Here is an 18,763-nt window from a genome sequence, read left to right as displayed (position 1 = left end):
TTCCATAGAGCCGCTCTACGTTAGTTATATCAACTACTGTGCCAACTTTTTGCTCATTACATATCAGCCACTTAGCTTTGCAGTACATATTTCAACCTGCTATGTTATGAACATATACGCCAAAAGTTAGCGAGATTGACCATGCGAAAACCTGACAACCTGATCGGGGAGTCCGAAGCGTTCCTGACAGTGCTCGACCACACCTCGCGTCTAGCACCGCTCAACCGCCCTGTACTTATCTTAGGTGAACGCGGTACCGGCAAGGAGCTCATTGCCCAGCGGATGCACTACCTGTCGCGGCGCTGGGATCAGCCGCTGCTCTCGCTAAACTGCGCGGCGTTAAGCGAAGGGGTGATTGATTCCGAGTTGTTCGGCCACGAGGCCGGCTCGTTTACCGGGGCCAAGGGCCGGCACCAAGGCCGTTTCGAGCGTGCCGAAGGCGGTACGCTATTCCTTGATGAGTTGGCCACCGCACCGCTTGGGGTACAAGAGAAGCTGCTACGGGTGATTGAATACGGTGAATACGAGCGGGTTGGTGGCAGCAAAACCTGCCAAGCCAACGTGAGGCTCATTTGTGCCACCAACGAGGATCTGCCGCAGCTGGCGCAAAAAGGGCAATTTAGGGCAGACCTGCTTGACCGCCTCGCCTTTGACATTATCCACCTGCCCCCACTCCGTGGGCGGCGCGAGGACATCATGCCGCTAGCCGAATACTACGCGGTCAAAATGTGTCGCGAACTCGGCTTTGGCTATTTCTCTGGGTTCAGCAATCAAGCCACTGAGCAATTACTTAGCTACAACTGGCCCGGCAATATCCGTGAGCTCAAAAACGTGGTCGAGCGATCCATCTTCCGCCAGGGAATCGAAGAAGAGCCTATCCATGACATTGTTATCGACCCTTTCAAGCCACCTTGGCAGCAGGACGATAAAACGGTAGCGGATCAGCAACAGGCATCGGTACCATCCGGCAACCAGCCCCAAACAGAGCGCGAGTTAGCACAGCAAACAGAGCACGAAATACAGCCGACACTACCGGTTGATTTTCGCCAATGGCAACAAGATCAAGAGATAGCCCTTATCAAGCAGGCACTTGCTCAAGCCCAATTCAACCAACGTAAAGCCGCCGAGCTATTATCTTTGAGCTACCATCAACTAAGAGGGTTGCTGAAAAAGTACCAACTTGTCGGCAATAACGAGATCCAGTAGGCAGGTGGCACTGGTGGAAGTGCTTATGCTGGCAGCAAATGAAAGACTGCCAGCATAAAACACCTACGATTATCGGGTAATTTAAGGAGATGACTTGGTGACAGAGTGGGATAATGTTAAATTTATAATCTTGTTTTCAAATAATTCCTTATCTTATGAGCGCCTATACTCGTCTTCTGCTTGCATGCGTTGGCCTTGCTAGCCTAATTGGCTGTAGCGAACCGAAGCAAGACAGCAATATTCGCAGCCAAGGCTTCGTCTATTGCGGGCAAGATACGCCAACCACCTTTAACCCACAGTTAATTGATGGTGGCCTAACAGCAGACACTCTCGCTGCGCAAATCTTTGATCGCTTATTGCTACTTGATCCGGTTAGCCACCAACCGCTACCGTCACTCGCCAAAAGCTGGACCGTGAGTGATGATGGCTTGATCTACCGTTTTACCCTTCGTGAGGGAGTCGAATTTCAATCTACTGATTGGTTTAAACCTACGCGCCAGTTTAATGCTCAAGATGTGGTGTTTAGCTTTAAGCGAGTCATCGACCTTCGCCATCCGTTCCATAACGTCTCCGGTGGTCGCTACCCTTGGTTTGAGAGCCAGGGCTTTAGCAACCTGATCGAAAACGTAGAAATGGTCGATATGCACACGGTGGAATTCAGCCTAACCCGGCCTGATAACGCGTTTCTCTCCAACCTCGCGACCACTTACGCGGTTATCCACTCTCAGGAATATGCCAACAACGTGCTACGTGCAGGCAAGCCTAACCAACTGGATATGCAGCCGATTGGTACAGGGCCATTTTCGTTTGATAAATACTCGCCAAACGATCATATCCGGCTCAACAACCACCCAGACTATTGGCAAGGCAAAGCGCCAATGGAGCAAGTGGTGTTTGATATTGCAACAAGGGGAACGGGAACGCTGGCGAAGCTGCTGAGCCAAGAGTGTGATGTGCTTTCTTCGCCGGTTGCCAGCCAGCTGCCGGTGATCAGTGCCGATGAGGACTTCGAGCTTATCGCCCAGACGGGTATGAATGTCGCGTTTCTGGCGATTGATAATGAGCAGCCGGAACTTAAAGATGCCCGGGTTCGCAAGGCAATCAACCACGCAATCAACCGCGAAAACCTGCTCAACTCGGTTTATTACGGCACCGGCACCCAGGCCAAGAGCATTCTGCCGCCGATGTCTTGGGCGTACAACCACGATAGCCAAGCACTGGATTACGATCCGGCCCAAGCACTCTCGCTCCTCAAGCAAGCAGGCTATGACAAGAACCTTAACCTGACGCTTTGGGTGCCGTTAGAGCCAAGGCCCTACAACCCGAGCCCGCGCAAAACCGCCGAGCTTATCCAAGCCGACCTTAATGCCGTTGGCGTACAGGTTGACATCGTTACCCAAGATACCGTCAGCCGCCTGAGCACAATCAGCAAATCAAACAGTGACTTGGTGCTAACAGGTTGGATTGCCGACAATGGCGACCCGGACAACTTTCTGCGTCCGCTGCTTTCCTGCGATGCCAAGATGGCGGGCCTGAACGTGGCGAACTGGTGTGATCTCAACTTCGATAACTTGCTGGAGCTGGCCTCGCGAACCACCAAGCTCCACCAGCGCTTGAACTACTACCATTTGGCGCAAGATATCCTAGACCAAGAAGTGCCGATTATCCCATTGGCGCACGGGGTACATTTCCAAGTTCACCACCAATCACTTAACGGTTTAAAAATGAGCCCGTTTGGCACCCGCTCCTTCTCAACGGTTTATCGGGGCGAAGACTAATATGTTTATTTACACGATCCGACGCCTAAACCTTTTTCTCATTACCCTGCTGATCCTAACGCTGGTTGGCTACAGCCTGCTTCGCCTTGAGCCTAGCTCGTTTTGGAGTAACCAATCATTCTGGACCGGCTGGAGCCTTTACCTTGAAAACCTATTCTCTGGCAATCTTGGGCTAAACCTCCAGGGCGAACCCGTGCTGCATGAAGTATTGGCGGTGTTTCCGGCTACCCTTGAATTGTGTTTCTTTGCCTTCGTATTGTCTTTGTTGGTCGGTATTCCGTTAGGCACCGTGGCAGGGGTGAACCGTGGCAGCATGATTGACACCACGATTTCATCCGTTGCCTTGGTTGGTTATTCGATCCCGCTGTTTTGGCTTGCTGTACTGCTCATCATGCTGTTTTCGCTAGAGCTGCACTGGCTGCCGGTCTCCGGCCGCTTCAGCCTGCTCTATGAAATCGACCATGTCACCGGTGTCGCCTTGATTGACGTGTTGCTTTCGGACAAGCCATACCGCTCTGAGGCGCTGATGAATGTGATCAGCCACCTGATCTTGCCTACATTGGTATTGGCAATGGCACCGACCACCGAGGTGATCCGCCTGACCCGAGCGTCGGTTGCTGACATCATGAACCAAAACTTCGTCAAGGTTGCCCAGACCAAGGGTTTATCGATGGTTGAAATAATCATCCGCCACGTATTGAAGAATGCCATTCCGCCCATCATTCCCAAGCTCGGCATGCAGTTTTCAACCATGATGACCTTTGCCATGCTAACCGAATCCATCTTCAACTGGCCGGGGATTGGCCGCTGGTTGCTTGACGCCATTTCAACCCAAAACTATGTCGCCATCCAAGCAGGTGTGATCACCGTGGGTGGTTTCATCCTTATTGCCAACATCCTGTCAGATCTGACTGGTGCCCTAGTAAACCCACTGGTTAGGAAGGAATGGTATGCTATCAAATAACGTTTATCAGGAAACCAAGATCCCAACCCAGTTGGAGCGCGCCTGGCAAAACTTCCGGGCTAACTCACTCGCCATCTTTGGCTTTTGGTGCTTGGTTGTTCTCACCCTGCTTACCCTGATTGCCCCTTGGGTTACCCCTTACGCCCCAGTACAGCAAGTGGGCGAGTTGCTCATGCCGCCATCGTGGGATCCCGCAGGCCATGTCGAGTATTTCTTCGGTACCGATGATCTTGGCCGGGATATGCTCAGCCGCCTATTGATGGGTTCCCGCATTACCTTTGGCTACGCGGTGCTTATTGCACTGGCCTCTGCGGCTATCGGTATTGTCATCGGTGTCACGGCCGGTATGACCCGAGGACTCAAATCGAGCTTTCTTAACCACGTGCTCGATACGGTGCTATCTATCCCGTCATTGCTATTGGCCATTATTGTCGTGGCATACATGGGGCCGGGTGAAACCAATATCCTGCTGGCGATTTGGCTCGCCTTGATCCCGCGCTTTATCCGCGCGGTCTATACGGCGGTACACAACGAAGTTGAAAAAGACTACATCATGGCAGCCCGCCTTGATGGCGCGAACGACTTCTACCTACTGTACAACTCGATACTACCGAATATCTTAACGGTACTGACTAACGAGCTGACCCGTGCTATTTCAATAGCAATCTTGGATATCGCCGCACTGGGTTTCCTCGGCTTGGGTGCCCAAGCACCTTCTCCTGAATGGGGGGCAATGCTAGGCGACTCTATTGAGCTGATTTACCTTGCGCCATGGACCGTTACTTTACCCGGCCTTGCCATTACCTTCAGTGTTTTAGTAGTAAACTTAGTAGGAGAAGGACTCCGCCAAGCAATTAACGCGGGGATTGACTGATGCCATTACTTGATATTCGTAACCTGACCATTGAGATTGATACCCCGCAGGGCATGGTGAAGGCGGTTGAGCGCATGAGCCTCACCATTAACGAAGGTGAAATTCGTGGCCTTGTGGGTGAGTCCGGTTCAGGCAAAAGTCTGGTTGCCAAAGCCATTGCGGGCGTGGCAAAGGATAATTGGCGAGTCAGTGCCGACCGCCTCCGGCTCGGCGATATCGATCTGCTCGCGCTTTCACCTCGTGAGCGCCGAAAGGTCGTTGGCCGCGAAATCGCGATGATTTTCCAAGAGCCGTCTTCTTGTCTAGACCCATCGGAGCGGGTGGGCGAGCAACTGCGTGAAGCAATCCCGTCATCGTCGTTTACAGGCCGCTTTTGGCAGCGCTTTAAATGGCGCCAGAAGCAAGCCATTGCCCTGCTCCACAAAGTCGGCATTAAAGATCACCGCCGGGTAATGCGTAGTTACCCGTACGAGCTGACCGATGGTGAGTGTCAAAAAGTCATGATTGCCATGGCGATTGCCAACCGACCGCGCCTGCTGATTGCCGATGAGCCAACCAACGACTTGGATCCGATCACCCAAGCGCAAATCTTCCGCTTGCTAAGCCGCATGAACCAGTTGGGCAATACCACTATTTTGCTGGTCAGCCACGATTTGACCACGGTAACCCAGTGGGCCGACCGTATTACGGTGATGTACTGTGGCCAGTCTGTTGAATCGGCAAGCCGCAAGCAACTGCTTGAGTCACCGCATCACCCTTACACCGAGGCACTGCTTCGCGCTATGCCCGACTTTAACTTGGATATTCTCGCGCACAAGAGCAAGCTGGAAACCCTACCCGGCTCGATTCCTCCACTTCAGCATTTGCCTATTGGCTGCCGCTTGGGGCCACGTTGCCCACACGCCCAGCGTAAATGTGTCGAAGTACCGAAACGACGCAAGATCAAAAACCATAAATTTAGCTGCCACTTCCCGCTAAATATGGAGGAAGCGAAAAAATGAGCGCCCTACTCGAAGTTGAAAACCTAAAAAAGGATTATCACTACCGCTCGGGCCTGTTCCGGCGCCGTACCATCGAAGCCGTCAAGCCGGTATCGTTTTCTCTCGAAGCGGGCGAAACCATTGCTTTCATGGGTGAAAACGGCTCGGGTAAATCAACCTTGGCCAAAATGCTATCTGGGGTAGAAGAGCCAACAGAAGGGATCATCCGCGTCAACGGCGAACCCTTGGCCCACCGAGACTACCAAACCCGCTGCAAGCTGATCCGCATGATCTTCCAAGATCCGAACACCGCGCTTAACCCGCGGATCCAAATCGGCAAGATCTTAGAAGGGCCGCTGAAACGAAATACCAACATGACCCCGCAAGCGCGCGAGCGCCGGATCATGGAAACCCTCAAGCGCGTTGGCCTTTTGCCTGAACATGCCTATTTCTACCCGCAAATGTTGGCAACGGGGCAAAAACAGCGCGTCTCGCTGGCAAGGGCTTTGATCTTGCAGCCATGTATCATCGTGGCTGATGAGGCATTGAACGGGCTGGATATGTCGATGCGCTCGCAGATCATCAACCTGTTACTCGAATTGCAGGAAGAAATGGGGCTGTCTTATATCTACGTATCCCAGCACATGGGCGTCATTAAGCACTTTACCGATAAGGTAATGGTGATGCAGCACGGTGAGGTTGTCGAGCAAGGCAATACCCTGGAAGTGTTTGATAACCCGCAGCACCCCTTGACCCAAAAGCTGCTGGATAGCCACTTCTCGGCACCTTCCCATGACCGTACCAACCGGATCAGCAGCGCCACACCCAAGATTGAGTGTTAAAAGGCAAAATAGGCAAGGCACCTAATACATAAACAAGACAGGCAGAGCAATTATGCTCTGCCTGTCTTGTTTTTGCCGCTCTACCGTTAAGTAGCTGATTGCATTGGCTAAACCATCATCATTACCGTTGCCAACCCCAAGCTTACCGAAACCGTGATAGGAATAGCCACATACCAACGCATACCGGGCGAGCCAATCACGCACGCCATCCCCATTTTCACCACGCTATTTACCGCCGAGGCGATAAAGATCCCCATGGCTGCCATAGTTAGCAACAAGCTTCCCGCGCTCTGGCGCCCAAGCGCCAAGGTAATGGCATCCACATCGGTAATGCCTGATATCGCCGCCAAGAGCAGAGTCCCGGTATCACCAAACCAGTACTGAAGCGCGCTTGAAAGCAACATGATCACCAGTAGCACCAAGCCGAAAAACAAGGCTGACGACAATACCAGCGGGTTTTGTTTTACCTCCGGCTCAGTATGGCCTTGGCTTCGGTGCTTGAACCATATCCAGCCTGCCGGCAAATAAAAGCCAAGCATCATCACCACCATCGGCAGCCAAATCAGCTGCACCAAGGCCGCGTTGACGACATAGCAGACAAACAGAATACGCGGGAACATGGTGCCGCAACTGAGCAAGATGCCACTTGCGAGCAAGCCGCTAAGTCCCGACTGCTGCTTCGAAAGGTGGGAAAACTGCAAGGTGAGCGCCGTGGAGGAACTCAGCCCGGCAAATAGGCAGGTAAACAAGATCCCCTTCTCCGCCCCGCCAATCTTCATCGCGAAATAACCAAGGAACGAAATACTGGCAATCAGCACCACCATCCACCAGATCTCATAGGGGTTGATTGCCCCCCAAGGCCCCATGGGCTCATTGGGTAGCAACGGCAGCATCACCACAGAAATCAACAACAAGCGAAGCGCGGCATCCAATTCATACTCTTTGAGCTTGGTAAGGGCGTCATGCATTTCTTGCTTGTTATCCAAGATAATCGCCGTTATCACTGCGGCAGAGGCCGCTAGCACCGGTTCGCCTACCACTGCCAATGCACCCAGCAAGAAAGTGATCAACATGCCGACTAAGCCGGTGATACTCAGGTTGGTATTGATCCGTTGGCGGTTTACGTAAGCGACGATAACGATAATGGCGAGGGCAACAAAAGCCAAGCCAAGAAAGAGTTCAGAGAAGATTTGGGAGAGGATACCGCATAGCCCGCCCATCAGCCCGATGAGGGTAAAGGTTCGAATACCGGCTACCCGAGTACCGGACATTTCATTGCGTTCAACCCAACCGCGCTGGATACCAATTATCGCACCCAGTGCCAGCGCAATTGCTAACCGCCAAAACACAGAATCAAGATCGACCACGCTATCCATGATTGCCCCCTAGCAGGTATATACATACCAGTGTATATATTCAGGGGGATTAAAATGTGGGGAAAGTCGAAACTTGAAACAAAAAACGCCCGGCTAACCGAGCGTTTTTCTCTAACCATAAGTGTCAGTTATGCTAGCGTCTTATTAATTTCTGCCAGTACTGATGCCGGGTCTTGCGCTTGGGTGATCGGGCGTCCGATAACAAGGTAGTCCGAACCCGCGCTCACCGCTTCGACGGGTGTCATCACACGGCGTTGATCGCCAGCTGCACTGCCTGCAGGGCGAATGCCCGGCGTAACCAGCTTAAATTCGGCACCTAGCTCACCTTTAAGCAAGGTTGATTCCTGCGCAGAACATACCACACCGTCAAGGCCGCTGTTCTTGGTTAGGCGAGCAAGGTTAAGTACGTGGTCCTGAGGCTCGCGGTCAATGCCGACACCGCGCAGATCCGATGCTTCCATGCTGGTTAGCACGGTAACCGCAATCAACAATGGGCGATCTTTGCCAAATGGCTCAAGAATTTCGCGTGACGCTGCCATCATGCGCTCGCCACCAGTTGCATGGACATTCACCATCCACACACCCAAGTCTGCGGCGGCTGCAACAGCACGAGAGCAAGTATTCGGAATGTCGTGGAATTTCAGATCCAGGAATACAGAATGACCCCGATCATGCAGTTTACGCACAAAGTCAGGGCCAAAATAAGTAAACATCTCTTTGCCAACTTTTAATCGACAGCTTCCCGGCTCAATTCGATCAACGAAAGCTAACGCTTCGTCTTGGCTTGGGTAATCAAGAGCAACAATCACTTTTGGGTCTAACATGGCATCTCCTGCTTAGTTATAGGGTAAATCGGGCCCAGCATGCTGAGCGCGGTCAGGATTGTACAGTAAATTTGTTTTTTTGCGAGTATTAATTTAATCATGCACTCAAAGCGATGAAAACCACACTGTTTAGCGCCAACCAAACGTTTACTGGTTAAGGTTTATATTTCAACGCTAATTTAGCGATACTTTTTTGCCACAAAAATATTAAAGCCCTAAATTCGGCAAATAATCGCCGACTTTAACCAATAAAAAAGCCCACTCGCAGTGCAAGTGGGCTATTTCAAACAAAACCAACATTAAAGTATTAATTATTCACCATCTAATCCACGGATTGGCTTCACCGAGCCCCACCCCTTACAAGAAGGACACTGCCAATACAGTGAATGGGTCGCGAAGCCACATTGGCGACAACGGTAATGGGGCTTCATTTTTAGCTGTTCACCAACCAGCCCACGTAGGGTGGTCAAACTGTCTTTGGCACGCCCTTCCTCAGCTTCGTCGAGGTGATAGTCCATCAGTTGGTGGAAGCCTTTCATGGTCGGGTTCTTCTGTAGCTGCCGTGTCATGAAGGTTTGGGCCATCACAGCACCTTCACGTTTTGAAATCTCGTCAGCCAACATCAGCTCAGCGGTGGAGCCCGCTTTCTGATCAACGCAGTAGTTGAGGTATTTCAACCAGCCATTTTCGTTACCCGATGCCTCATAGCACTTAAGCAACAGTGGTAAGGCTTCACCAATAAATTCGATATCTTGCTCCGCAACCCGCTCTAATTGCTTGGCCGCCGCTTTATAGTCTTCATTGGTGATGAGGATCTTGCCTAGCATGATCGTTGCGCGTACACAGGCCTTATCGGCGCTGAGCGCCTTTTTCAGCAACTGCTTCGCCTTATCCGGGTTCTGGGCACTCATCTCCAGCATGGCCATTTCACACCAGTAGTGGGCGATATCATGCTTTAGCTTGCTCTTGCCCATTTTTACCAGCTGGGTTGCCATCTCAATGGCTTTCTCCCATTCGCGGGTTTGCTGGTAAATGGTCAGTAATTGCTGCAATGCGCCCTTTCTATGGTCGGGCTCATCAAGCAATTGCTCGAAGATTTTTTCTGCTCGGTCAAAGAAGCCGGCAGCCATGTAGTCTTTTGCCAACTGTTGCAACGCCAAGTTGCGCTGATCAATTGTCAGGTTTGGGCGGGCAATGAGGTTCTGGTGGATACGAATGGCGCGATCAACCTCACCCCGGCTTCGGAACAGGTTACCGAGCGCCAGGTGGGTATCAATGGTTTCGCTATCAACTTGGAGCAGTTCGATAAACACATCTACCGCTTTGTCAGATTGGTCTGACAGCAGTAAGTTCAAGCCAGTGACATACTGGCGAGACATGTGATGCGACTGCTCCTGTTGTTTGTTACTCGCGCTCCTATTACCCATATACCAGCCATAGGCGGCGGCAATCGGTAGCAATAGGAACAACAGCTCAAGCATTCGTTATTCCTTTACAGGCTCGGCACGAAGCTGATCAAGTTCTTTCTGCTGCTTGGCAACTTTCTTAGTTAGGCGGTTTTTAGTAAAGCGCGTTTTAAGATATAGCATGCCGCAAATCAGCCAGCCAATCCCAAATCCGGAACCGAAAGCAATACCCAGTAGCGTAGAAAGTTGGAACTCACCCTGAGCAATCAAAAAATCAAAATTCACTAGCTGCTGGTTTTGCGCACCCAAAGCTAGGGTAACCAAGAAACAGGCAACTAACACTAGAACAGTAAGTATCTTCATCGTGAATCCTTCTCACTTGAACAAAAATTGATAGTGCCAAGCTAAGTGCAATGATACAGGGGCTTATTATTAGAAGCACATTATCAACTTCAGAATGGCATTGGTCGATTATGCAAGATTTTGGCTCATCAGACCATGATCAATAGACATAAAAAAACGGCATACTATCAGCATGCCGTTTTTTTGTTCTAAACGTGGTTAACTAGCAATAGACTGGTTAACGCGGTCACGTAATTCCTTACCTGGTTTGAAGTGAGGAACGTATTTGCCGTCCAGCTCAACTTTGTCACCAGTTTTAGGGTTGCGACCTACACGTGGAGCGCGGTAATGCAATGAGAAGCTACCAAAGCCACGGATTTCGATACGATCGCCATCGGCAAGCGTAGTCGCCATGTGCTCAAGGATTTCCTTGATTGCATCTTCTACCTGTTTGGCAGAAAGATGTGTTTGTTGACTACATAGTCTTTCAATTAATTCAGACTTTGTCATAAACACTCCGTTTTTAGTATGTTTCTCAATAGTATAACCGTTTAGGGGGAAAAGTGATCCCCCTATGCTCAATTATTCGCCTTTAGCAGCTTTGAAAGCGTCAGCCATAGCGTTACCGAAAGAAGCATCTTCTTGCTTGTTCAGGTTAGCCATTGCTTCTTGCTCTTCAGCAACGTCTTTAGCGCGTACAGATAGGTTGATTACGCGGTTCTTACGGTCAACGCCTGTGAATTTAGCTTCAACAGAATCGCCAACAGAAAGAACTAGAGTTGCGTCTTCAACACGGTCAACTGATGCTTCAGAAGCACGTAGGTAACCTTCAACACCTTCAGCTAGCTCGATAGTTGCGCCTTTAGCGTCAACTGCAGTAACAGTACCAGTAACTAGAGCACCTTTCTTGTTAACTGCAACGTAGCCGTTGAACGGGTCTTCTTCGATCTGCTTGATACCTAGAGAGATACGCTCACGCTCAGCGTCAACCGCTAGAACCACTGCAGAGATTTCGTCGCCTTTCTTGAAGTCACGAACTGCGTCTTCACCTGCAACATTCCAAGAAATGTCAGATAGGTGAACTAGACCGTCGATGCCGCCTTCAAGACCGATGAAGATACCGAAGTCAGTGATAGACTTGATCTTACCAGTTACGCGATCGCCCTTAGCTTGCATTTCTGCGAATGACTGCCATGGGTTAGCTTTACACTGCTTAAGACCTAGGCTGATACGACGACGCTCTTCGTCGATATCAAGAACCATAACTTCAACTTCGTCGCCCACGTTAACAACTTTAGATGGGTGGATGTTCTTGTTAGTCCAATCCATCTCAGAAACGTGTACAAGACCTTCAACGCCTTCTTCGATTTCAACGAAGCAGCCGTAGTCAGTTAGGTTAGTTACGCGGCCAGAAAGCTTAGTACCTTCTGGGTAACGCTTAGCGATTGCTACCCATGGATCTTCGCCTAGCTGCTTAAGACCTAGTGATACGCGAGTACGCTCACGGTCGAACTTAAGAACTTTAACGTTGATTTCGTCACCAACATTAACGATCTCAGATGGGTGCTTAACGCGTTTCCAAGCCATGTCAGTGATGTGTAGAAGACCGTCAACACCACCAAGGTCAACGAACGCACCGTAGTCAGTAAGGTTCTTAACGATACCTTTAACTTCCATGCCTTCCTGTAGAGAAGCAAGAAGTTCATCACGCTCAACGCTGTTTTCAGATTCGATAACTGCGCGACGAGAAACAACTACGTTGTTACGCTTCTGGTCTAGCTTGATTACTTTGAACTCTAGCTCTTTGTTTTCTAGGTGAGCAGTGTCACGAACTGGACGCACGTCTACTAGAGAACCTGGTAGGAACGCACGGATGCCGTTAAGTTCAACTGTGAAGCCGCCTTTAACTTTACCGTTGATGATACCAACAACAGTTTCAGCGTCTTCGTAAGCTTTCTCAAGCTGGATCCAAGCTTCGTGGCGCTTAGCTTTCTCACGAGAAAGTTTAGTCTCACCAAAGCCATCTTCAACTGCGTCTAGAGCAACGTCAACTTCTGCGCCGATTTCGATTTCGATTTCGCCAGCAGCGTTCTTGAACTCATCAGCAGGGATAGAAGACTCAGACTTAAGGCCTGCGTCAACTAGTACATAACCGTTTTCGATAGCTACAACAGTACCTTTAACGATTGCACCTGGACGTGTTTCTAGTTCGTTTAGAGACTCTTCAAATAGTAGAGCAAAAGATTCAGTCATTTTTTAATCTTCAATATGATTAACAACCATGGGTATCCTACCGCATGGGGTTGGTAGTAAAGTCAGTTATCTTCCGTGACACCGACGCCATCAGCCGATTACTCGGCTGATAATTTTTCTTCAATAAAAGCCAATGCTTGTGCGGTGACTTGTTCAATAGACATCTCTGTAGAGTCTAGCACCAAAGCATCGTCTGCGGGACGTAACGGCGCGACCGCACGGTTGCGATCTCGATAGTCACGTTCCTGAATTTCTTTCAAAAGGTGGTCAAAGTTAACATCTAACCCTTTCTGTTGCAACTGATTCATGCGTCGATTGGCGCGTTCCTCAGCGCTCGCGTCAAGGAAGATCTTCACTTCCGCCTGAGGGAATACAACGGTTCCCATGTCGCGACCATCAGCCACCAAGCCCGGCGCTTCACTGAACGCACGCTGGCGGCGAAGCAGGGCTTCACGCACGCGTGGCAGTGCCGCAACTTTAGAGGCAGCCATACCGGTTTGCTCTTTACGCAGCTCACTAGAGACATCTTCACCTTCAAGAATAACCTTCACTAACTCGCCTTCAGCCACAAACTGCACATCAAGATGGGCAGCAAGCGGAACCAGCGCGTCTTCCGACTCAAGGTCAACACCATGGTGGATGGCAGCCAGTGCCAACACGCGGTAGATTGCACCAGAATCAAGCAGCTTCCAGCCCAGTTTATCGGCCAACAGCATACACAGGGTGCCCTTACCTGCACCGCTTGGGCCATCGACAGTGATTACTGGAGCATGAGTAGACATAGGTTCTCTCCGAAATTGTTTAGGTATAAGCACAAATACCGACTTACATCTGATACTTAACTCAGATGTAACTGAGTATTTGCGCTCTTAAACGGGGGCGTATTATACGGGAAAATAGTGACGATACCAATGAGTAATGCAGCAATACTGATATCGGCTGGCCTATCTATTTGCCAAAAAGATAAAACCCGCCATGAGAGGCGGGTTCTTGAGATCACTTGCAACTTATTGGCTTAGCAGCGCCAGCTTGTCGAAGTAGTCAGGGAAGGTTTTCGACGTACACTTCGGATCATTGATGGTCACAGGGGTATCACTTAGCGCCACCAGCGAGAAGCACATGGCCATACGGTGGTCATCGTAAGTGTCGATAGCCGCATGCTGCAGTTGCGCCGGCGGTACGATAGTGATGTAGTCTTCACCCTCTTCGACCTCAGCACCCACTTTGCGCAGCTCGGTTGCCATGGCCGCCAAGCGATCGGTTTCCTTCACACGCCAGTTGTACACATTGCGGATCGACGTCGTGCCTTCGGCAAACAGTGCCGCTGTCGCGATAGTCATTGCTGCGTCAGGAATATGGTTGAAATCCAAGTCGACCGCTCTCAGTTCGCCGCGGCGCGCAATCACATAGTCATCGCCCCACTCGATTTCCGCGCCCATGGCCGCAAGCGCATCCGCAAACTGCACATCGCCCTGGATGCTCTTCTTGCCAATACCGGTAACTTTCACTTCACCGCCCTTGATAGCGGCAGCAGCAAGGAAGTATGACGCCGATGATGCATCGCCCTCAACCAGGAAGTCGCCCGGCGCCTGGTAGGTTTGGCCACCTTTCACGACAAACTCTTGGTAGTCACGGTTTTCAACCTCGACACCAAATTGCGCCATGATATGCAGGGTAATATCAATGTACGGCTTAGAAACCAGCTCACCCTTAATACGGATGGTGGTATCAGCATTCGCCATCGGTGCCGACATCAAGAATGCCGTTAGGAACTGGCTTGAAATCGAGCCGTCGATCTCAACTTCACCACCGGCAAGGCCTGTGCCTTTAATGCTAAGCGGTGGGTAGTTTTCGTTTTCAAGATAAGTGATTTGAGCACCCGCCGTCTGAAGGGCATCGACCAAGTGGCCAATAGGGCGCTCTTTCATGCGTGGCTCACCGGTAAGCACAAACTCACCTTCGCCAAGGCAAAGCGCGGCAGCCAGCGGGCGCATCGCAGTACCAGCATTACCCAAGAATAGCTCCAGCGCTTCGGTAGGCTGGAATGCACCGCCAAGGCCTGTCACTTCACAAACGGTTTTATCTTCCGACAATTGGTAGCTTACACCCAGCTTGGTCAGAGCATTGAGCATATGGCGAATGTCGTCGCTATCCAGGAGGTTTGTCAGACGCGTGGTACCTTTTGCTAACGCCGCCAATAGCAGTGCACGGTTTGATACGCTCTTTGAACCCGGCAGATTCACGGTGCCATTAATCTTACTTATTGGCTGTAACGTTAAACTTTCCATCTATTACTTCTTCAATCCTGTTTGGTCGCAGTTCAAGCAGATTAACCAATATTGACTCAGTTCGCTAGTACTGAGTCCTTTGTTGTACGGGATTTTTTTACAGATAGAAAAAAAGCGCCCGCAGGCGCTTTTCATAAACATCAGATAATGCTTATCGGTTTAGTCATCTGCGAGGCAACGGGAAATAGTCGTACCATCGAATTGGCACTCGACATCTACCCATGAACCATCCGTTGTACCCAAGCTACTATCTGTTGCCTTATAGCCCCATAATGAGTTATCCCCTGCATCTACAGGCCCTTCAAGGCTGATTTCAAGCTCCTGCTGCTCTGGTTCAACTTCTCGCACCAAGAAGCCTGCAGCCACCTCGGTACCCTCAAGCTCAACCCAACGTCCATCAATGGTCGCCAGCGTTAGGCCATCATCAAAGTATGTCGCCGAATCCGTGATGAAAGAAATACCATTGATCGTTAGTGTAGTGCCGTCATAAGACGCTTCCCCTTCAACACTGAAGCTATCGACATTGACTCCCGAGTCATTGCCTTCAAACTCAACTTCGACAGCCACCAAATAGCCCGCTTCATTTTTCAGCTCGGTTTCCACCAAGCGGCCCACCGTTAGATGTGATTGGTTACCGTCTTCAAAGCGGGTGCGGCTATCAACGCGCACGCTGGTACGGCCGTTGATCTCAAATTGTGATTGATCGCTGTTTACCCAAGAAATCATGCCTTCAACTTCGGTACCGTCGAAATCATGCTCGTCTTCGATATCAATTTCACGTGCCAGCATCTCAGATGATGAGTAATCACCAAACACTTCAACCCACAAGCCATTTTGCAGCGGTTGGTCATCGTCAATCTCATGCTGCGGCGTGTTGCTGTAGTTCACCACCATGCCGTTCACCTTGAAGGTTTGTGCCTGGCCGTTAAAGTCGGTAATACGCCCTTCAACTTCGTCGAACGGGTAAGCGTTAACTGCTGTGACTATATCAATCTGCCACTGGCCGTTTGCCAAGGTATAACCAAACACCATTACCCAGTCGTTGGTATTAATTGATGGGGGGTTAGCCACGGTGAAAGACACACCGTTCACAGTGATAGTATTGCCACTGATCGTATCGACATTCCCCGTTAGCACCGGTTCTACTTCCACTTCGCTGACACGCCCGTCGTCATAGTCAACGTCCACGCGCATGCCTGCGACCAAGTTGTTCGGGTCAAAATGGATGTCTTGGTAGGTGACTTCCGCCTGTGAGAAGTCCACCGTTTCACCATTGATGGTAAATTCTTGGTCTGAGTAAGAAATTTGGTCAATATTGCCATTGAGGCTTTTAGATTGGCCCGTGCCATCTGAGGAATCTGAACCACTGCCGCCACAAGCACTTAGCATTGCACCAATTACAGTGACTAGGAGCATTTTTTTCATCATAAAACCTTACTAATTCGAGCGTTACCTTCTAATGGCGCGTATCTTATAAGGACAAACGTGAAGAGATCGTGAAGAAATAAAGAGCTATCGGATGAAAATACTCATTGTCGAAGACAATCATCATGTCGCCGAAACCATTGCCGACTACCTAGAGATCGGCGGGCACATTACCGACTTTGCCTACAACGGCGAATCGGCACTTTGCTTACTGGGGAAAGACAACTTTGATGTAATAGTGATGGATGTCATGATGCCCAAGGCCGATGGCATCAGTACCGTGCAGAAAATCCGCCAGCAACTGCTGTGCTCGACACCGATCTTATTTCTTACCGCCAAGGATACCCTTGAAGACAAAGTTGCCGCTTTCAAGGCCGGTGGCGATGATTACCTCATCAAGCCCTTTGCCATGGAGGAGCTCAGCCTAAGGCTTGAGGCACTTGCCTGCCGCGGCCCCCGCAAAGACATGGGGATTCTCTCCTTTGCTGATATTCGCTTAAACACCCAAACCGATCAGGTGACCCGTGCCGACAAGCCAATGAAACTGAGTCGTATCCAATTCAAGATTCTCACCGTGCTACTCAAGCACGCGCCTAATATGGTTAGCCGCAAGCAAGTTATCGAGGAAGTGTGGGGAGAGGAAGCACCAAGTAGCGACGCCCTGCGTAGCCATGTTTACGGCTTGCGCAATGCCATCGACAAGGGGTTTGAAACATCACGGTTGGAGACAATTCATGGCCAAGGCTACCGACTCAAGTAAGCAGCGCTACCATAGCCTCTACCGCCAAATTAGGTGGAGTTTTGGTATTGCCACCCTGGTGGTATGCAGCCTGTTTTGGGGGGTGATTTATCTCGCTGAAAATGAGCTGGAAGTGATCAGTTTGCACCACTGGTTAGATACCGAAGCGACCAAATATCTGGAAGAGTACCAGTTGCATGGGGAAGATGCCCCTTTGCCAAACAGCAATGAATTTGACACCTATTGGGATATTCACCCCTACCCCGGCTGGCTAAAGCCTTATCAGAGCACAGGATTCTATGAGTTTTTGCTTGGCGGCGAAGACAAGCACTTCATCGTGCTCGACCATCCTTCAGGCCAGGGCTTGCTGTATATCGTCTTTAAAGACGATGCCGATGACTACTTAGACACCTATGAAGCCCGCCTGCATCAAATCGTCTTTATTCTTGGCGGCATTGCGTCCCTTGCCATGGTGCTCTACGGGCTATATCTGGTGCGCTCCATTTCTCGCCCGCTACAGCAAATTGAACAAAAAATTTCGCAAATGTCGCCTGACAAGCCGTTGTTCACCATTGACTCGGCCTACAAGGAAACCCGTGAGATTGAGCACACACTGCTCGAAAGCAAAAGCCAGATCGCCGGCTACTTTCAACGAGAAAAGGAGTTTAGCCGCTTTGCCTCCCACGAGCTTCGCACACCGATTATGGTGATCCAGGGCTCGGCCGAGTTGCTGGAAAAGCTCCCAGATCAACCTCGTGCAGCAACCAAAGCCATTTACCGGATCCAGCAAGCCAGCGCCGATATGAAAGAACTAACCGAGGCGTTCCTATTGCTTGGTAAGGCAACCATTGAGCCACAACATATTGGTTTGTTCTCGTTGGAGCACTGCTTGCGCCACCAGCTGGACACCATGGCCCCTATATTTGCCAAGCAAAATGCCAACTTTCAGCTGGACGTTAGCCATGGAGCATTCATTGAGGCACCACAAAGCTTCATCAATATTATTATGAACAACCTGATTAAAAACGCCTTCAGTTACAGCGTCGGCGATATTGATATTCAGCTCTCGGGTGATCAGCTCACCATATCCAACCGCCACGACGGCAACGAAACTTACAATGCCGGTTATGGCTGTGGGCTGGCAATTGTCGAGCGGATCTGCGAGCGAATGGTATGGGCCTTCTCCACTGAAGACGACGGGCAACAATTCACCACCCTAGTTCGCTTCCGGCACACTTAGGCGCTCATCTTTTAATACCAACCTGGGTAAGTAATTGAGCAAAGTATTACGCAGGAAAAATCGTTGTTATCAAGGCAGAGATTGCAGTAACTAGTGGTTCTAATAACAAAATCTCTAACGTAGATAGCAGCGATTTTAACCAGTAAGACTGATCAAGTACTTATGTAGGTTGGTATAAAGCCTAGGTGCCAAAAACACGCATAGAAAAGCCCCTGCTGTCATCACA

General features: G+C 50.3%; 17 protein-coding genes. 8 read left to right on the top strand and 9 right to left on the bottom strand.

The window, feature by feature from the left end:
* Nucleotides 1-141: 141 nt before the first annotated feature.
* From pspF to C9I98_RS17015, 6 genes are all read left to right on the top strand, one after another.
* Nucleotides 142-1,206, top strand: coding sequence for a phage shock protein operon transcriptional activator (pspF, locus tag C9I98_RS17040; protein ID WP_036825425.1), 1,065 nt, complete (start codon nucleotides 142-144; stop codon nucleotides 1,204-1,206).
* A 155-nt stretch (nucleotides 1,207-1,361) separates the two neighbouring features.
* Entirely contained in the window at nucleotides 1,362-2,984 is a 1,623-nt protein-coding gene (sapA, locus tag C9I98_RS17035) for an ABC transporter substrate-binding protein SapA (protein ID WP_107272248.1), read from the top strand.
* Nucleotide 2,985: 1 nt separating this feature from the next.
* A complete protein-coding gene (locus C9I98_RS17030) occupies nucleotides 2,986-3,948 on the top strand; it encodes an ABC transporter permease (protein ID WP_107272247.1) in 963 nt (320 codons plus the stop codon).
* Nucleotides 3,935-4,822 (top strand): putrescine export ABC transporter permease SapC, encoded by an 888-nt coding sequence (gene sapC / locus C9I98_RS17025; RefSeq protein ID WP_036829265.1) that lies wholly within the window; start codon nucleotides 3,935-3,937, stop codon nucleotides 4,820-4,822. The genes C9I98_RS17030 and sapC overlap by 14 nt, the downstream gene beginning before the upstream one ends.
* Entirely contained in the window at nucleotides 4,822-5,823 is a 1,002-nt protein-coding gene (locus tag C9I98_RS17020; RefSeq protein WP_036829262.1) for a peptide ABC transporter ATP-binding protein, read from the top strand. The genes sapC and C9I98_RS17020 overlap by 1 nt, the downstream gene beginning before the upstream one ends.
* Nucleotides 5,820-6,644, top strand: coding sequence for a peptide ABC transporter ATP-binding protein (locus C9I98_RS17015; RefSeq protein WP_036829260.1), 825 nt, complete (start codon nucleotides 5,820-5,822; stop codon nucleotides 6,642-6,644). Before C9I98_RS17020 ends, C9I98_RS17015 begins: the two co-directional genes overlap by 4 nt.
* A 107-nt stretch (nucleotides 6,645-6,751) precedes the next feature.
* On the opposite strand, the gene C9I98_RS17010 is transcribed toward C9I98_RS17015, so the two are convergent.
* The 9 genes from C9I98_RS17010 to C9I98_RS16970 all read right to left on the bottom strand — a co-directional run bounded on the left by C9I98_RS17010 (nucleotide 6,752) and on the right by C9I98_RS16970 (nucleotide 16,558).
* Nucleotides 6,752-8,020, bottom strand: a complete 1,269-nt coding sequence (locus tag C9I98_RS17010; RefSeq protein WP_107272246.1) for an MgtC/SapB family protein — start codon at nucleotides 8,018-8,020, stop codon at nucleotides 6,752-6,754.
* 128 nt (nucleotides 8,021-8,148) lie between these two features.
* The gene (gene pyrF, locus C9I98_RS17005; RefSeq protein ID WP_107272245.1) at nucleotides 8,149-8,844 is read right to left on the bottom strand and encodes an orotidine-5'-phosphate decarboxylase; all 696 of its coding nucleotides are present in this window, start codon (nucleotides 8,842-8,844) and stop codon (nucleotides 8,149-8,151) included.
* A 311-nt stretch (nucleotides 8,845-9,155) separates the two neighbouring features.
* Nucleotides 9,156-10,325: a lipopolysaccharide assembly protein LapB gene (lapB, locus tag C9I98_RS17000; RefSeq protein WP_036831778.1), complete on the bottom strand. Its 1,170-nt coding sequence runs from the start codon at nucleotides 10,323-10,325 to the stop codon at nucleotides 9,156-9,158.
* 3 nt (nucleotides 10,326-10,328) lie between these two features.
* A complete protein-coding gene (locus C9I98_RS16995; RefSeq protein WP_036831777.1) occupies nucleotides 10,329-10,613 on the bottom strand; it encodes a LapA family protein in 285 nt (94 codons plus the stop codon).
* Between the two features lie 198 nt (nucleotides 10,614-10,811).
* Nucleotides 10,812-11,102 carry an integration host factor subunit beta gene (ihfB, locus tag C9I98_RS16990; protein WP_036831776.1) on the bottom strand — a complete coding sequence of 97 codons (291 nt, stop codon included), beginning with the start codon at nucleotides 11,100-11,102 and terminating at the stop codon, nucleotides 10,812-10,814.
* 72 nt (nucleotides 11,103-11,174) lie between these two features.
* Nucleotides 11,175-12,845, bottom strand: a complete 1,671-nt coding sequence (gene rpsA, locus C9I98_RS16985) for a 30S ribosomal protein S1 (protein WP_036831775.1) — start codon at nucleotides 12,843-12,845, stop codon at nucleotides 11,175-11,177.
* A 98-nt stretch (nucleotides 12,846-12,943) separates the two neighbouring features.
* Complete coding sequence (gene cmk / locus C9I98_RS16980) at nucleotides 12,944-13,627, bottom strand: (d)CMP kinase (protein ID WP_036831774.1); 684 nt, start codon at nucleotides 13,625-13,627, stop codon at nucleotides 12,944-12,946.
* A gap of 225 nt (nucleotides 13,628-13,852) precedes the next feature.
* The gene (gene aroA, locus C9I98_RS16975) at nucleotides 13,853-15,133 is read right to left on the bottom strand and encodes a 3-phosphoshikimate 1-carboxyvinyltransferase (RefSeq protein WP_036831772.1); all 1,281 of its coding nucleotides are present in this window, start codon (nucleotides 15,131-15,133) and stop codon (nucleotides 13,853-13,855) included.
* Between the two features lie 159 nt (nucleotides 15,134-15,292).
* Nucleotides 15,293-16,558, bottom strand: a complete 1,266-nt coding sequence (locus C9I98_RS16970) for a DUF5666 domain-containing protein (RefSeq protein WP_036831770.1) — start codon at nucleotides 16,556-16,558, stop codon at nucleotides 15,293-15,295.
* Nucleotides 16,559-16,652: 94 nt separating this feature from the next.
* Between C9I98_RS16970 and C9I98_RS16965 the strand changes: the two genes are divergently transcribed.
* Together C9I98_RS16965 and C9I98_RS16960 are read left to right on the top strand one after the other, a co-directional pair.
* A complete protein-coding gene (locus C9I98_RS16965) occupies nucleotides 16,653-17,318 on the top strand; it encodes a response regulator transcription factor (protein WP_036831768.1) in 666 nt (221 codons plus the stop codon).
* Nucleotides 17,293-18,537, top strand: a complete 1,245-nt coding sequence (locus tag C9I98_RS16960; protein WP_107272244.1) for a sensor histidine kinase — start codon at nucleotides 17,293-17,295, stop codon at nucleotides 18,535-18,537. Before C9I98_RS16965 ends, C9I98_RS16960 begins: the two co-directional genes overlap by 26 nt.
* The last annotated feature ends 226 nt before the right edge of the window (nucleotides 18,538-18,763 follow it).

Origin of the sequence: Photobacterium sanctipauli (assembly GCF_003026495.1) — a bacterium.
In the GTDB taxonomy this organism is placed as follows: domain Bacteria; phylum Pseudomonadota; class Gammaproteobacteria; order Enterobacterales; family Vibrionaceae; genus Photobacterium; species Photobacterium sanctipauli.
This window is presented reverse-complemented; position numbering and strand designations above follow the sequence as displayed.

Excerpts from the sequence above, each read along its gene's own strand:
- C9I98_RS17030 (WP_107272247.1), top strand. The coding sequence starts at position 2,986 with ATGTTTATTTACACGATCCGACGCCTAAACCTTTTTCTCATTACCCTG.
- pyrF (WP_107272245.1), bottom strand. The coding sequence starts at position 8,844 with ATGTTAGACCCAAAAGTGATTGTTGCTCTTGATTACCCAAGCCAAGAC.
- C9I98_RS16995 (WP_036831777.1), bottom strand. The coding sequence starts at position 10,613 with ATGAAGATACTTACTGTTCTAGTGTTAGTTGCCTGTTTCTTGGTTACC.
- cmk (WP_036831774.1), bottom strand. The coding sequence starts at position 13,627 with ATGTCTACTCATGCTCCAGTAATCACTGTCGATGGCCCAAGCGGTGCA.
- rpsA (WP_036831775.1), bottom strand. The coding sequence starts at position 12,845 with ATGACTGAATCTTTTGCTCTACTATTTGAAGAGTCTCTAAACGAACTA.
- C9I98_RS16965 (WP_036831768.1), top strand. The coding sequence starts at position 16,653 with ATGAAAATACTCATTGTCGAAGACAATCATCATGTCGCCGAAACCATT.
- ihfB (WP_036831776.1), bottom strand. The coding sequence starts at position 11,102 with ATGACAAAGTCTGAATTAATTGAAAGACTATGTAGTCAACAAACACAT.
- C9I98_RS17010 (WP_107272246.1), bottom strand. The coding sequence starts at position 8,020 with ATGGATAGCGTGGTCGATCTTGATTCTGTGTTTTGGCGGTTAGCAATT.
- C9I98_RS16970 (WP_036831770.1), bottom strand. The coding sequence starts at position 16,558 with ATGAAAAAAATGCTCCTAGTCACTGTAATTGGTGCAATGCTAAGTGCT.
- C9I98_RS16960 (WP_107272244.1), top strand. The coding sequence starts at position 17,293 with ATGGCCAAGGCTACCGACTCAAGTAAGCAGCGCTACCATAGCCTCTAC.
- sapC (WP_036829265.1), top strand. The coding sequence starts at position 3,935 with ATGCTATCAAATAACGTTTATCAGGAAACCAAGATCCCAACCCAGTTG.
- aroA (WP_036831772.1), bottom strand. The coding sequence starts at position 15,133 with ATGGAAAGTTTAACGTTACAGCCAATAAGTAAGATTAATGGCACCGTG.
- pspF (WP_036825425.1), top strand. The coding sequence starts at position 142 with ATGCGAAAACCTGACAACCTGATCGGGGAGTCCGAAGCGTTCCTGACA.
- C9I98_RS17015 (WP_036829260.1), top strand. The coding sequence starts at position 5,820 with ATGAGCGCCCTACTCGAAGTTGAAAACCTAAAAAAGGATTATCACTAC.
- C9I98_RS17020 (WP_036829262.1), top strand. The coding sequence starts at position 4,822 with ATGCCATTACTTGATATTCGTAACCTGACCATTGAGATTGATACCCCG.
- lapB (WP_036831778.1), bottom strand. The coding sequence starts at position 10,325 with ATGCTTGAGCTGTTGTTCCTATTGCTACCGATTGCCGCCGCCTATGGC.
- sapA (WP_107272248.1), top strand. The coding sequence starts at position 1,362 with ATGAGCGCCTATACTCGTCTTCTGCTTGCATGCGTTGGCCTTGCTAGC.